Genomic DNA, 15082 nt, shown 5'->3' with positions numbered 1-15082 from the left:
TTCTGCTTACAGTTCTAATTGAATGTTAATTCTTAAAACTGTGTTTTTGAACGCTCAGAGAACAGGCAGCCCTATCGCTTTAACGCTGATAAAGCTCTGTGCAAACTGAGTGACTTGAATATGGGTTATCGATGCATTCTCTATCGATAACTTCGAGTACAAACTCGGATTTTTCCAATCAATATCAAGGCAATGGGCCAATAACATTCGAATTACGCCACCATGAGTAACCAGCAACAGATTGTCACTTGGGTTATTCAAAAGTTGCGACCAAGCTTGAGTTACTCTGCCGTGGAAGCTCTGTAAACTTTCTGCACCAGTCAGTTGATGATTTGCAGGGTCTTGCCAGAAGGTGTCTAGCATCGCCCACTTATCTTCAAGCTCATCAAACGCGATGCCGTCCACTTCACCAAAGTTCATTTCTTGAAATTCTGGTGCAATCGACAAAGGTACCGACACGCGCTCTGAATATAAGTTTGCTAGGTCGCTGCATCGTCTTAATGGCGAGGTAACCACACCATCAAAAGCCACATTATGCTGTACCAAGGCTTCACATATTTGCTGTTGAAGCTCCGGATTGACTAATACGTCAGATACACCATTCAGCGCCGCCTTCCCTTCCACCTTGCCGTGTCTTAGCAAATAGATATTTTTGGTTGTTCCATTGACCATGTATGTGACCTAGCCTTGAGCATCAAACGAATGATTTGAGGGTTTTAAATTCAGTGGTAAGCCTGCCGCTATCAGCGTAACTCGTTCGACAACGCGAGCGAGCGCTTGGTTCATTCGCCCTGCATTGTCTACAAACAAGCGCGAAACTTTACCCAGAGGAACAACGCCTAAACCCACTTCATTAGAGACCATGATGATGTGTGCAGGGCTTTGTTCCACGCTTCTAACCAAAGCTTCAACCACAGCTTCGACTTGCTCATTGGTTGCTTCATCACCCAGTTCAAAGATGATGTTGTTCAGCCAGAGTGTTAAGCAATCAATCAGTACGACATCATCTTGATTAAATGACTGCAATTTCACTGCTAATTCAACAGGCACTTCATGCTCAATCCACTCTTCACCACGACGATCCTTATGATGAGCGATTCGCTCACGCATTTCATCGTCTAGATAAGTGGCAGTCGCTATGTAATGTAAACGCCCATTTGAACATGCTTCAATTGCACATAATGCTTGTTGTTCTGCAAAACTCGACTTACCTGAGCGCGCGCCACCTAAAACAAGATGGCGATGACTCTGATACGCTTGATTATTGGTTGTCATGTGTTGCCTCTAAAGTCCTGAATGAGTTACATAAAGCCGTTATAAAAAGCAGCACCAAACACAACGTAGATCAGTAGTTCCATCAACTGTTGAGCCGCGCCCAAACAGTCACCAGTAAAACCACCAATGCGTGCAATTAACCACTTTTTTAAGCCCACTCTAAACAGGTAAGCAATCACAGCTAAAACACACGTAAACGCCAATCCAAACCACAAGCTTGGTAACAGGCCAATCAACATAAGGAAGACAAGTTCACCCTTGGTTTGTTTATTGGCTAAAGGCTTACTCTTGCTCGTGTCCAAGTCGCTTACATAAGGCATATCATAAATAAGGGATGCCGCAATCGCTCGGCTAAAGGTGTAACTCGTCACGATGACCATAAACAATCCAGCCATGCTAACGAGTTCATTGAGCAGAACCCACTTGCCAAGCAACGCCATGATCAGCGCAGACGCGCCATAAGTACCGATACGGCTATCTTTCATGATGGTTAAGCGGCGTTCCAATGTCATGCCGCCACCAATGCCATCCGCCATATCGGTTAAGCCGTCCTCATGGAAAGCACCAGTAAGCATCAAGCTAAAACTCATCATCAAAAAGATAGCAATCGTACTCGGCAATACCGCATCGAGGAATATGAACAGACCGCCACACAATACGCCAATCAGCAAACCGACCATTGAAAAATAACGACCCGAACGGTTCATTCGCTCCGATGAATAGGGTGTATTCTTCGGCATTGGCAAACGAGAAAAGAAGCCCATCGCTAACGAAAAAAGTTCCCATTGGTATGTGCAGCGATCTTTCAATGATCTTTCTGGTGCATCACTCATTAAACAGTGACTCCAGCACTTTCGAAGCTCGCCATGTTATTATAGAACTCAACTGCCGCTCGGATGATTGGCATAGCTAAAGCTGCGCCCGTGCCCTCGCCTAATCTCAAGCCAAGGTCGAGCAACGGTTCAGCGTCTAGCAACTCTAATAAGATTTTGTGCCCTGACTCTTCAGAGCGATGCGCAAAGATCATGTAGTCACGGCAATTCGGTTCAATTAAGGTCGCGACATACGCTGCGACTGACACGATAAAACCATCGACCAATACAGGAGTTCTGTTTTGATAAGCGCCAAGGAAAGCACCGACCATTTGCACTATTTCGTAACCACCGACTTGAGCTAAAATCGATTTAGGGTCGAGTCCTGTGCAGCGAGCTACGCCCTGCTCAACCACCGCGACTTTTCGTGCTAACTGTTCGTTGTTGATACCAGTGCCTAGGCCAACACATTCAACTGCAGTGCGGTTTGCTAATGCACTTAAAATTGCTGATGCGCTGCTGGTATTACCGATACCCATTTCACCAAACATGATGATCTTGGTACCATTTGAAATCGTTCTAGATACAAGCTCTGCGCCCAATTCAATCCCACGTTCAACCGTTTCTAAACTCATTGCAGCTTCGTTGGCAAAGTTATTGGTTCGTGTACCCAAACGCTGGGAGATCAGCATTGGGTTATCAGATTCGATTGGTAACAATATTCCCGTGTCGACTACTGTAATATCGATGTTGTTCACCGCACAAAAACAGTTAATCGCCGCGCCGCCACTTAAGAAGTTCAATACCATCTGTTGTGTGACAGCACTCGGGGCAATACTCACGCCTTCATCAGCAACACCATGATCACCTGCAAAAATGATGATGCTCGGCTTGTTCAATTCGATATGTTCAACCGCAGACTCTTTACCTTGGCTTTGAATCAGAGCCAGTTGATGGGCAACCTTTTCCAGTAAACCAAGAGCGCCTAACGGCTTAGTTTTTTGGTCAATGCGATGTTGGATGTACTGCGAGTATTTTGTATCTAACATAATATTAGTGGCACTTAGATTGAGGAACGGGGGTTAACGATCTTATTCGCTGGAGCTAAATAGTTAACGCTTACTTAGGACGAGCGACAGAGAACACATTGGACAGCGTGGCGTATTCGCCACCACCCAGCCGAGATAAAGGATCGAGAGCTAGTGCATCAATCTTCAAGCGTTCGCTCTCTTTATCGACCACACCTTCAGAGATATACACCTGCTCAACTTGTGCAAAGATAAGGCTTTGCGGTACTTCACCGACTTCTTTTACCTCATACAATGTGCACCCAAAAGCCACAGCGCACTCCTTCACTCTAGGTAAAGAAAAACCTTCAAACTCAACCAACTCGATATTATTTGCGGTTACTTCAGACTCACCATGATCGAGCGTGGCTGCTGTCGCTGTCATTACTTCGGCTGAACTGGCTGACGCGATATGAATGACCAACTTACCGGTTTCAAGAGCATTACGAGTGGTGTCTTTGATTTCGCCCGATGGCTTCTTCCCGACCGATAACATCAGTAGCGGCGGATTGCTGGAAACAGGCGTGAAATAAGAGAAAGGTGCTAGGTTGTACTCTTGTTCTGAAGATTCCGTCAATGCCCACGCTATAGGGCGAGGAACGACGGTTTGTGTCATCAGGTGATAAATCTGAGTGGGAGCGAGAGTATCAAGCTTGAGGTTCATAGCACGTCCTTGGTCTATGTGAATTACGACTCAGTTTACGTGTTAAGCAAAGCTGTATCTATGCCTAACTAGCAGAAACCGCAGAGAGTGTTCTTAATTTAAACAGTTCCTGACCGTTTTTTCTCAAATTGAGAATCAAAAAGACTACATTGTCTGAGACTAGACACCGCCAAAACGAAAAATCAATCACTTACGTTTTGGCATCGATTATGCTTTATATAATGTAACTGACTAACCTCTCCTTAGTGAGTTAAGCAAAAAGCTTTTCAATCTCTCTCCATTGTTAAGTTAGAAATAAAGTAAGTTCAGTAAGACGTAACACAAAGTGATTGCCATCACTTAGCAACAAATAGTCGACTAATAGTAAGAAAAACGAAAGATTTAGGAGGTGTAATGATTCCAAATTCAAGTAAAAGAAAGCCAAATAAATCCGGTAAGAAAGCTAGCAAAAAGGTAAGGAAAATCCCACTATCATTCACCTAAAAAGTAACAAAGCAAATAACAAGCCCGTCGCCCAGCGGGCTTTGTTATGTTTGAATCTAAATTAATACCGGGCTCAGAACTCTACTTTCTAGCCACACCACTAGCGACAAAGCAATCGCCCCTCATTTATCAAACTTTTATTCGCTTAAAATTCAAACACTGTTTATATTAAACAAGCACTTGCAAACGGGTTAAGGACAGCTATGAGCATTTCTGGAGACAAAACATCAGTTGTAGTGGCTGGTGCTACTGGGCTAATTGGTCGTCATGTGATGAGCCTACTCATCGATGAACCCGCGGTTGATCATATTTATGCCTTATCCCGAAGAGCACTAAATTCGCAGTTTCATTCCGACAAACTCCACACGCTCATTCACAGTGATCTGCAAGTCACCAGTTGGGACGATACCCAAGCCACACCCAATCTCGGGGTGATCTGTTTAGGCACGACCAAGAAAAAGGCAGGTTCGAAAGAAGCGTTGCGTAAAGTCGATGTAGAGTTGGTTAGCCATGTGGCTCAGTCGATGAAGTTTCTTGGGGTTCAACGCGTAGCGGTTGTGTCCAGTTACGGCGCATCCGTCGATTCCTATTCACACTACCTCAAGTGTAAAGGGCAGATGGAGCAGAACTTAAAACGTATTGGCTTCAAGCAACTGTTCATTGCACGTCCCGGGCCACTGGTGGGTGAACGAGAAGAACCAAGAGCCGATGAAAAACTGCTTCAAAGCATCTTTCCTCTGTTGTCGCCATTTATGTTTGGCAAATTCAAAAACCTTCGTCCAATTCAGGCAAAAGACGTTGCACAAGCCATGTTGTTCCGATTGTTCGAAAATAATTTCCAAAATATCGAAATTTACTCGTCAAGCGACATGCTTAATTTATTGGCAAAATACCGCTAAAAAGCTCATCTATTCACCACAATGTTGGATATCCACTCATACCATTCAGTGGATATTACCTATTGTTCTATTTAATTACTTTTCCTTATTTTACGTTTTGTTACAGGTCGCTACTGTAGCTAACAGTATTTGCGCCCATATATCTAAGCGCCCTATCGATTTAAAGAAATTCATAAGGAAAACAAATGTCATTTTCAGCTATCGCTGCCTTGGCGGTATTCACTGGTATCCTCTTCTTTCTCTACGGACAGCAGAAAAAAGAAAACACGTTATCGCGCTTAGTTCTATTAGGTTTAGTTTTCGGTAGTGCTTTTGGTCTAGGCCTTCAGTTGCTATTTGGTGAAGGTAACCCGGTTATTAAAGAAACACTAGACTGGGTAAACATTGTTGGTCGTGGTTACGTTGGCCTACTGAAAATGGTGATCATGCCATTAGTATTGGTTTCAATGATAGCTGCGGTAGTTAAGCTTGAGAAAGGCGGTTCACTGGGCAAAATCTCTGGCATCACGATCTCTGTGTTGTTAGCCACCACAGCGATTTCTGCGATTGTTGGTATTGTAGTAACTCAGGCATTTGGCCTATCTGCTGAAGGTTTGACAGAAGGTGCGCGTGAAACAGCACGTATCGCAACACTAGAAAGCCGCATTGGTACGGTTTCTGACCTAACGATTCCACAAATGCTGGTTAGCTTCATTCCAACCAACCCATTTGCAGACCTAACGGGCGCTCGCTCTACGTCTATCATCGCGGTTGTTATCTTTGGTGTGCTAACGGGTATTGCTGCACGTAAAGTAATGGCAGAGAAAGAAGAGCTAGAATCACCAATTCGTACGTTTGTTGAAGCGGCTCAATCTATCGTTATGCGCTTAGTTAAGATGATCATGGCACTAACGCCATACGGCATCGCAGCGTTAATGGCGAAGGTAGTAGCAACATCAAGCGCTTCTGACATCTTGAGCCTACTCGGTTTCATCGTCGCGTCTTACGTTGCAATTCTACTGATGTTCGTTGTTCACGGTGTGTTGGTATCTTTTGTTGGTGTAAAGCCGAAAGAGTACTTCCAAAAAATCTGGCCTGTTCTAACGTTCGCTTTCACTTCGCGTAGTTCTGCAGCAACGATTCCACTGAACGTTGAAGCTCAAATCACGAAGCTTAACGTGCCACCAGCAATTGCTAACCTATCTGCATCTTTCGGCGCAACAATTGGTCAAAACGGTTGTGCGGGTATCTACCCTGCAATGCTAGCAGTTATGGTTGCACCTACGGTTGGTATCGACCCAATGGACATCAACTTCATTCTGTCTCTGATTGCAATTATCACGGTGAGCTCTTTCGGTATCGCAGGTGTGGGTGGAGGTGCGACGTTCGCAGCACTTATCGTACTTCCAGCTATGGGCCTTCCTGTAACGATTGCAGCACTGCTTATCTCTATCGAGCCACTTATCGATATGGCTCGTACGGCGCTTAACGTATCTGGTGCAATGACAGCCGGTACGATTACAAGCCGACTATTAGATAAGAAAGACAAGCAACAAGATCTGGAACAAGCGAACGCTTAGTTCTGAATCAAACAGCTCGACAAACAAAAAACCGATGCATGTGCATCGGTTTTTTATTGTCTGTCTTATGTCAGACTCACTTTCTAAACAGTAGAACTTAAAGCACTAATCGAATTACTTTCTCAGCTAATGCTTCATCGTCGTCTTCACTCAATCCGCTGATACCAATAGCGCCAATCACCTGCCCTTGATGTTCAATTGGAACACCACCTTTGAAGCCAGTGATCTTTGAATCCGTCCAGTAACTGAGGTCTTTCCCTGTTTCTCTTGCCCAAGCACCTAAGTTACCACTCGGTTGTCTGTCTCTAGCAGAGGTATAAGCCTTATTCTGAGCCAACAAACCCGCTTGTACGCTGACGTTGTCCATTCGGGAGAACGCCAGCAGTTCACCATGTGTATCACATACACTCACAGCGATGGCTTGGTTGTTGTGCCCTGCGATGTCGAGTGCGCTGTACACGAGTTGCTGTACGATTTTTTGATTCAACATATTCATCCCCTATGGCAACGCCTGACCACGTGAGTACACGTATAAGTTGTACCACTCTTCACGAGTGAGATTAATCTGAGTCGCAACTGCAGACGCCTTGATTCGGTCTAGATTAGTGGTGCCGATGACAGGCTGAATACCAGCAGGGTGACGAAGTAAAAACGCCAACACAATCGCTTCACTTTCTACGCCATATTGACTCGCTAACTGCGCGACATAATGCGCGGTCTTTTTCACGTTTTCGTGTTCTGAATACAAGCCTTGCTCAGCAAAACGACCTTGTGCCAAACAGCCCCAAGCTTGCAATTGAATGCCCTTCATTTGGCAATGCTCAAGCGTGCCTGCAGCAAAATCAGATTGATGGTGCCCTTGTGAGTTAATCATCACGCCATCATTAAGCCAATCAAGCTTTGCCAAGCTCATTTCAATTTGATTTGCGACAATGGGCTGACCAAGTGCCGACTGTAGATACTGGATTTGGTGACTGTTCATGTTAGACACACCGAAGAAATCCACCTTTCCCTGAGCTTTCAGATTCTCAAGCGTTCTTGCCAGTTCATCCAACTCCATCAACGGATCAGGACGATGCAAAAGCAACACGTCGAGTTTTTCGGTATTCAGACGATTCAGAATCCCTTCTACTGATTGGCTGACCCAATCTGCCGAGAAGTCATAACGACCAACGTTGCCTTCACCTTCAAAGCGAATACCGCACTTGGATTGAATGAACATCTGATCACGCAGTTCAGGGGCTTGTTGTAACGCTTGACCAAAAGCTTGCTCTGCTTTACTGAAAGTATAAATGTCAGCATGATCAAACAGGTTGATGCCCGACTCCAGTGCGGTGTCGATTACGCTACGTGTTTGCGCTACATCAGACGCCGTTACCGGATTGTCGTTCCAGCCACCTCCAAGCCCCATGCATCCATAGGCGATTTGCCCAACACCCTCTAGATGGTTTGATAGTGGAATGTTCTTTTGATTATCGTTTTTGTTTGTTGAATCAATGCTGTTCGTCATACCTGATCTCGCTTAGAAGGTTTGATGCCAATAAATATGCCTCTATCATATTGTTCTTTTTAAAAAACAGAATATGCTAGTTACGAAATGATTGTTTGGTATAGCGAACAATATAAATGGGCAGCTTTGAAGGAATACGCGAATGAACGAGCACAAAAGAATAGAACGATTGATCCTATTTGTAGAACTTGCTCAACAACTTAACTTTACCAAGGCAGCGGAAAAGCTTGGTATATCCAAGAGCTATCTCTCAGAGCAAATCAAACGACTAGAAAGCGACTTACAGTGCCCACTGCTTGTAAGAACCACGCGCAGCGTTCGATTAACCCAAGAAGGCGAACGCGCACTACAACAAGGCTTAACCATTCGTTCGCAAGTCTTACAACTTGAGCGCAGCGTTTCCGAGCAACACGACATCGTAAAAGGCACGTTACGCCTTACAGCACCCAAGATGTTTACAGAGGTGTTCCTGTTCGATATCTGCCAGCAGTTTAGACAGCAATACCCTGAGGTTCGCTTTGAGATTAACAGCAGTTACACCAACTTTAATCTCAACCAAGATGATATCGATATCGCCTTTCGTGCCACCAATACCCCGCCAGATAACATGATCGCGAAACGATTGATTACTTATCAACACGATTTGGTTGCAACGCCCAGTTATCTTGACAAGTTTGGTCGCCCCACTAGCGTGAGCGATTTAAGCAATCATCAATGCTTAGCGACACTGCATCAAACCGAGTGGCCTTTAAAATCGGCGAATATCGATGTGTCAGGCTGGCTCTCAAGCAATGACAATCACTTACTCAAGCAGCAAGCCATGGTAGGAAGCGGCATTATTCGTATCGCGAGTTATTACGTTGACAAAGAAGTAGAGCATGGTGAGTTAGAGCGAGTATTATCTGACGAGTGCTTACAACAAGGGAACAGTATTTACCTGTTCTATCCGCAAGTCATTTACCCTGCTAAAAAGCATCAAGTGTTTATTAAGTTTGTTCAGAATTACTTTGGAAATTTGAGTCGATAAATGATGGGTTAGTGATTTATGGCAAGCGAAAGCAACTGATTTAAATAACACGAAATAGGGTTTAAACAATTCCCTCGGTTTATATACCTATATTTTAAGAGGGGTTATTGAACAATAATAAAGCGCTTTTAGTCGTGCTCCGGTTCATTATCTTATTGAATCGTAATAAATCGTGCATTTGTTCAATAATACAATGAGTTAACTATGAAGCATCATCATGATTGATATATGATGCAACACCTCAATATGCTGCATCAAATTGACACCAGTTCGGTAACGGGATCACCATGAGCTTTATTATACTTTTACTTCTTCTACTCTTCGTTTTCATAACACGCTTACTTCAATGGCGAGCAACTTCCACTTTTTTGTTTCTTGTTCTTATATTGTCATTTGTGTTGATTGGTTCAGGTTTTATCCCTCGCTATTTATTAGACGACCTACAAGCGAATTACGAAAGTAAACCAGATATCCAATGGTCGGATAATAATGCGATTGTTCTTCTGGGTGCAGGAACGCAGCGAATTAAAAGCACACAAGATTTCGAGCCAGCCTTTTTCTCTTATGGCCGAATCAGTGAAACGGCAAGCCAATATAAAGACTGTGCAAAAACGCAAACTGCATGCAAAGTGATCATCAGTGGTGGTGATGCTCAGAATAACGGTGTCACAGAGGCTGAAATTTACGAGCAACAACTGCTTAGGCTTGGTGTTCCAATCGGCGATCTTATCCAAGAACCGAACAGCGTGAACACTTGGAAAAATGCGCAGCTGACCAGCGACCTGATGAAACATCACCAATTCGACAACATTGTGCTGGTTTCATCTGGCCTGCACATTCGCCGTAGTGAACTTTACTTCAACCACTTTGGACTGAACGTGATTCCGGTAAGAGCCGATTACATGGCAGCTCAAATTTCATGGCTGCCGCTGTGGTATAACTTTGCGGTAACAGACTTTGCTCTGCATGAACAAATCGGGTTTGCTCGATACAACATCTACAACTTTATGGGTTGGAACAGCAAACGCGAAAAGCCTGGGGATGCTTAATCGCGTTCAATTAACTTAACTCGATCGATACATATAAATGCAGCAACAATCGAAAGGTTGTTTGCTGCATTTTTTGATCCTACCTATCACAACATCCTTTCTTATTTAGGCTTACGCCTCCACTCTCCATCCCGTAAACAATAATTCTTTCTAATCAATCTTGCTGACTTAGTTTTCCAAACCCATTTCCTAAATAACAAAGTTACAGAAACACAAACGTTCAACAATTAACCACCCATTAATGGGATGGTTGAAAGTAATTGAAATCAACCTAGATAAGTCTTTATCAAACGACAAGTTGATCAGTACAACCCTCTGATATCTGTAAGTATTTATTTTCAATTCATTTCAGTACTTTTGGCTTTGTTTTATATGACAGAGTACACCCCGCTAGAGACCCTCGGCTGTAAAAATACTCATAAAAACACATATAAATCGCATCTAAAAACAATAGCCAAATAATGGCACCTAGGAATTTATTCATGCTCAACGTCAGTAAAACCATTCTATTTAGCACTGCCCTATCGTTAATACCTTTGACGGCTCATTCAAAAACACATTCAGACCAAATTGTCTTAGACAAACTTGGGGAAGATGTGTGTCGCTCCGACTATCGCCCACTTACTCATACAGAAGCACAAGAACACAAAACAGCGCTTATCTCTCGCATGAACGTGTGGGATATAGCAGGCCTTCAAGATGATTGGGTAATCATGGGCTCAGGCTATCACAGCCTCATTAAACGAGACCAAGACAGCGACGATACATGGTGCTATCCCAACCACCCAGACGCAGGTTTGCCTTACTATCAGGAACAGGCCATTGAAGAGCACAACAACGTTGAGGTTCAACAAGCCTTAGTCAGCGATAATGCGAGCTTTATTCGCCCATTAAGTTACTTAGCACATAACCTTGGTTACGCTTGGGTTGGCGGCGACAACGGACGCTACGTCGGCCAAGATATGGGAATCAAACAACTTAACGATGGCTGGGAGATAAAGGGCAACAGCGATGGTTCATGCTCTGGCGAACGCTGTGACGAAAAAACAACAATCAGGGTGGATAACTTCTCTTACACACTTGATAGCACGGCATTCTCGCACGGTGAGGTTAACGAACCAGAACAAGCGCTGATTAATACAGTGTCGGCTTACGCGATTAATGACGGCGATGAACCAAAGCAGATCATCGTTGACCTTCATTTCGACCAATCCACCCAATGGCGTAAAACCAACAGCTTTGACCTCTCAGAATCAGTAGTGATCAACGAGAACTTTACTTGGCCTCAGGTTGGGAAAACAGATGTAACAGTCGTGCTTGAACAAGACCAACGTTTCTCTGACACCAACAATGGTTCTCACTCTGAATCTACAGAGCGACAAGCGATCATCACTGTGCCTGCTAATTCTGTTTTGCCGTTTAGAGTCGAGTTTTATCGCTCAAGTATCTCTTACCCGTACCGCATCAAAGCGAACGTGAGCTACGACGTCAATTTCACCGGCTTCTTACGCTATAGCGGCAATGCACTAAGTTCACACCCAACAAACCGCCCAACAATCTCACACACCTTCACCATGGGTGCTAACAGCGAAGAACAAGCGAACATTCGCTATCAATGGGATCACCGTTATATTCCTGGTGAAATGAAATGGTGGGATTGGAGTTGGGCGATTAACGCGAATGGCTTAAACAGCATGCAATATGCCGCGGGAGCAAGTGTCCGTCCCTTCTACACACACGTGACGGGTCAGTTCAGTGCGGAGTCTCAATATTCAGGCATGATCGATATTGGAAAACAGCACCCTGTGGATTCATTTGATGCTATAGCAACGCTTGGTAATCACACAACCTACCTCGCAGGTGAGATTGAGGTCGTTACCGACTTCGACGCAGAAGCTTTAGCACAACTTGGGTACCAAGATGCTCAGCTGATGATTAATCCTGTTCAACACTAGTTGGGTCAAGCTTTAGGTTCCTTGTCTGACTCAATAATGGCCAACATGCGTCTAATCATCACGTTCTTGAATTGGTTAACACTGACTTAAAAGTGAAATCACAACGACACAAAAGTTTGAGTTAATGAAGCCGGCTAAAGACAGAGATCCCTAACAGGAGGAGCTATGAAATACTGTCCATGTTGCTCAACAGAGCTCATCTCACGAGATGATGTACACATTTGTCCACGTAACGAAATCGGTGACTGCTATTTTGACGGGTATGAGCAATCTCATATTGAATATCATCAGCTCAAAGACTACCCACAAGATTCAGCGTTCGATATTGCCGAGATTATTGCTGATTAACGCTTAATACGAGAGAAAATTTAAAACACATCTCAATTAAAGAGCGTAAGCACACTGACATGTCGGCTAAAATTAAAAGGCCCTGATGGTAGTACCATCAGGGCCTTTTATGATCTTTCTACGCCATAAAGTACAGCGGATCCAGAAGTAATTAGTTAACCATTACCACATTAGGTCATCTGGGATCACGAAATCTTTGTACGGGTCATCTTCGTCTACTTCATCAGATGTTGCTGCTTGAGTATCAACGATTGACTCTTCATCGCGCATCGCAATCTTGTTCGCTACAGATGTTGGGATAACAACATAGCTCTCGCCTTGACGTGCAATACTTAAGATACCTTTACTTAGTTGCTTTTGAGTCAGCTCTTCTACGTATAGGTATTTCACCAAAGTACCATCGGTGAAATTGTATTTGATGTCGCCATCTTTCGATTCGATTTTGTTCATCTCAATCAGCTGCTTCACTTGAGCTTTGATTTCTTTGCTCAACTGTTGGTCTTTCAGCTGTTGGTTTAACTCTTTATCTTTCGCTTGCTGCGCCAGTTTGGTTTCTTCTGCTGCCGCTTTTGCTTCACGAGCTTGAACGCGAGACTTTTTCGAGCCTTTCTTCGCCTTCTTTAATTTTTTCTCATTTACCAAGCCAGCTTTAAGCATCTGCTCTTGGAGTGTTAACTTTGCCATGACTTTCCCAGTTCAGGATTAAAAACGGCACCATCATACCTGTTTTTGAGGAATCTGTTTACTGAACAATGGCAAAATTTATGTTGATAGAGCTAGCGCGTCAGCGTTATCCCTTGCAGTGAATCGCGGTATCCACCTGAGACCATTTCCCGACCTATGATTTCAGAAAAAACACACCACTAACAACCGACCTAAAGCTTGAAAGTGTTCCTCCTTTGTTTTCGTGCGCGCGTATCACTTATCATTCCGACAAAGCAATATGTTAGTTTTCAATGATTAATCAAATTTATAAAACCTTGGCATATATCTAATATTTGGATAATTCTGATAGAGTTATAACTCCAATGTCATAACTCTTTACTACGTTATTCTTTAAATCAATCAGTAAGGATAACGTGAAAATGAAAACTCAATGGACTTGCCTGAGTGCATTACTTGCATCAGCTTCATTCATTTCAACCTCGGCGATTGCAGATACCGATGTGTACCTGACCAATAACACCAACCAAGTGATGACGATTCAAGCCAACCATAGCGGCACTGATCTACTTCAGCTTGGCGACGAGTGGCAACAACATGTTGAGCAGATTGGCCCGTGGGAAACCAAGAAGCTGATCAGTTTCAATCGTTGGACAGGCGTAAAGTCTGGTAAGACGTACGAATTTGACATCGTGGTATCAAACTCTATTGGCGAAAGCGTCACGCTCAATCAAACCATGAAGGGGCACTGGTACAACTCAACACTGCAACACGGTTTGAGTGCGGCAGACGTGAATTTAACACTGCATGACGATCGCAATATTCATCGTAGCTCGACTAACGCTTTTGATGTGAATACTGAACTCGCGCTTAAAGCCGATTCAACCGCTCGCTACGATGATATTTATTACACCATCACCCCACAGAAAGTGGACGAACAGCCAGAGCCAGACGCCAACACGCTGAAAGTCATGACCTACAATATCTGGGCTCTCCCCGCTATCGCTTCACACATTGGTGATCGTTACGACCTCATCCCTCAATACGTTAAGGGCTACGACGTATTAGCGCTTCAAGAAGTGTTTGCCAATGGACGAGATGAATTCCTGCGAGAACTAGCAAAGGAATATCCTTACCAAACTAAAATGCTCGATAAGGATGGCATCAACATCTATGACGGCGGCGTGATCATTGTGAGCCGTTACCCTATCGTCAACGAAGCGCAATACGTGTTCCCTGATTGTACGGGCACAGATTGTTTTGCTGATAAAGGCGTGAATTACGCTGAGGTCATCAAAAATGGTCAGGCTTACCATGTGTTTGGTACACACACTGCCTCATTCGATACGGACACGGCGCGTGATTATCGTCAGCGTCAATTTAGACAGATGCGTCAGCTCGCTCAATCACTGAACATACCATCCTCTGAAACGGTGATTTACAGCGGCGATTTCAACGTGAACAAGCTTAAGTTCCCAGGTGACTACCAACAGATGTTCGCCAACCTGCAAGCCACAGAGCCTGAGTATTCAGGTTACACTGCTTCCACCTTTGATCCTCGTATCAATAACTTTGCTGGTGAACCTATGTCTGGCGGGGAAAACGTCGAATACTTAGATTACGTGGTGGTGAGCTCGGAATACGCGCAAAAAGCTCACAACAATAACCGTGTTGATATTCCTCGCTCTACCAGCAGTGAATTATGGAAGCACTACAACCTTTCAGACCACTTCCCTGTTAGTGCTGTCATCAAGTAACGCGGTGAACGGAT

15 protein-coding genes are annotated in these 15082 nt (G+C 44.1%); 7 read left to right on the top strand and 8 right to left on the bottom strand.

The window, feature by feature from the left end:
• Nucleotides 1-54: 54 nt before the first annotated feature.
• The 5 genes from cobC to ITG10_RS15275 form a co-directional block, all read right to left on the bottom strand.
• The gene (cobC, locus tag ITG10_RS15295; protein ID WP_017630520.1) at nt 55-672 is read right to left on the bottom strand and encodes an alpha-ribazole phosphatase family protein; all 618 of its coding nucleotides are present in this window, start codon (nt 670-672) and stop codon (nt 55-57) included.
• 9 nt (nt 673-681) lie between these two features.
• Nucleotides 682-1275 carry a bifunctional adenosylcobinamide kinase/adenosylcobinamide-phosphate guanylyltransferase gene (gene cobU, locus ITG10_RS15290; RefSeq protein ID WP_017630521.1) on the bottom strand — a complete coding sequence of 198 codons (594 nt, stop codon included), beginning with the start codon at nt 1273-1275 and terminating at the stop codon, nt 682-684.
• Nucleotides 1276-1301: 26 nt separating this feature from the next.
• Nucleotides 1302-2108 (bottom strand): adenosylcobinamide-GDP ribazoletransferase, encoded by an 807-nt coding sequence (locus tag ITG10_RS15285; protein ID WP_017630522.1) that lies wholly within the window; start codon nt 2106-2108, stop codon nt 1302-1304.
• Nucleotides 2108-3136, bottom strand: coding sequence for a nicotinate-nucleotide--dimethylbenzimidazole phosphoribosyltransferase (cobT, locus tag ITG10_RS15280; RefSeq protein WP_017630523.1), 1029 nt, complete (start codon nt 3134-3136; stop codon nt 2108-2110). Before cobT ends, ITG10_RS15285 begins: the two co-directional genes overlap by 1 nt.
• 70 nt (nt 3137-3206) lie before the next feature.
• Nucleotides 3207-3818: a flavin reductase family protein gene (locus ITG10_RS15275; RefSeq protein WP_017630524.1), complete on the bottom strand. Its 612-nt coding sequence runs from the start codon at nt 3816-3818 to the stop codon at nt 3207-3209.
• 686 nt (nt 3819-4504) lie between these two features.
• On the opposite strand from ITG10_RS15275, the gene ITG10_RS15270 reads away from it, so the two are divergent.
• Together ITG10_RS15270 and ITG10_RS15265 are read left to right on the top strand one after the other, a co-directional pair.
• The gene (locus ITG10_RS15270) at nt 4505-5200 is read left to right on the top strand and encodes an NAD-dependent epimerase/dehydratase family protein (protein WP_017630525.1); all 696 of its coding nucleotides are present in this window, start codon (nt 4505-4507) and stop codon (nt 5198-5200) included.
• A gap of 185 nt (nt 5201-5385) precedes the next feature.
• Nucleotides 5386-6759 (top strand): L-cystine transporter, encoded by a 1374-nt coding sequence (locus tag ITG10_RS15265; RefSeq protein ID WP_248386477.1) that lies wholly within the window; start codon nt 5386-5388, stop codon nt 6757-6759.
• 97 nt (nt 6760-6856) lie between these two features.
• On the opposite strand, the gene ITG10_RS15260 is transcribed toward ITG10_RS15265, so the two are convergent.
• Nucleotides 6857-7249: a heme-binding protein gene (locus ITG10_RS15260; RefSeq protein ID WP_017629759.1), complete on the bottom strand. Its 393-nt coding sequence runs from the start codon at nt 7247-7249 to the stop codon at nt 6857-6859.
• 9 nt (nt 7250-7258) lie between these two features.
• Nucleotides 7259-8269: an aldo/keto reductase gene (locus ITG10_RS15255; protein WP_017629758.1), complete on the bottom strand. Its 1011-nt coding sequence runs from the start codon at nt 8267-8269 to the stop codon at nt 7259-7261.
• A gap of 142 nt (nt 8270-8411) precedes the next feature.
• Here ITG10_RS15255 and ITG10_RS15250 point away from each other — a divergent pair, with 142 nt between their 5' ends.
• From ITG10_RS15250 to ITG10_RS15235, 4 genes are all read left to right on the top strand, one after another.
• Nucleotides 8412-9296, top strand: coding sequence for a LysR family transcriptional regulator (locus ITG10_RS15250; protein WP_017629757.1), 885 nt, complete (start codon nt 8412-8414; stop codon nt 9294-9296).
• A gap of 287 nt (nt 9297-9583) precedes the next feature.
• Complete coding sequence (locus ITG10_RS15245; RefSeq protein WP_026084129.1) at nt 9584-10345, top strand: YdcF family protein; 762 nt, start codon at nt 9584-9586, stop codon at nt 10343-10345.
• A gap of 482 nt (nt 10346-10827) precedes the next feature.
• Entirely contained in the window at nt 10828-12300 is a 1473-nt protein-coding gene (locus tag ITG10_RS15240) for an aerolysin family beta-barrel pore-forming toxin (protein WP_017629755.1), read from the top strand.
• Between the two features lie 165 nt (nt 12301-12465).
• Nucleotides 12466-12648, top strand: coding sequence for a hypothetical protein (locus ITG10_RS15235; RefSeq protein WP_017629754.1), 183 nt, complete (start codon nt 12466-12468; stop codon nt 12646-12648).
• A gap of 162 nt (nt 12649-12810) precedes the next feature.
• On the opposite strand, the gene ITG10_RS15230 is transcribed toward ITG10_RS15235, so the two are convergent.
• Complete coding sequence (locus ITG10_RS15230; RefSeq protein WP_017629753.1) at nt 12811-13332, bottom strand: DUF2058 domain-containing protein; 522 nt, start codon at nt 13330-13332, stop codon at nt 12811-12813.
• 401 nt (nt 13333-13733) lie between these two features.
• Between ITG10_RS15230 and ITG10_RS15225 the strand changes: the two genes are divergently transcribed.
• Complete coding sequence (locus tag ITG10_RS15225; RefSeq protein ID WP_017629752.1) at nt 13734-15068, top strand: sphingomyelin phosphodiesterase; 1335 nt, start codon at nt 13734-13736, stop codon at nt 15066-15068.
• Nucleotides 15069-15082: the final 14 nt, after the last annotated feature.

Source organism: Vibrio sp. ED004 (assembly GCF_023206395.1).
Classification (GTDB): Bacteria; Pseudomonadota; Gammaproteobacteria; order Enterobacterales; family Vibrionaceae; genus Vibrio.
The sequence above is the reverse complement of the archived record's forward strand: the minus strand, read 5'-3'. Positions and strand labels throughout refer to the sequence as shown.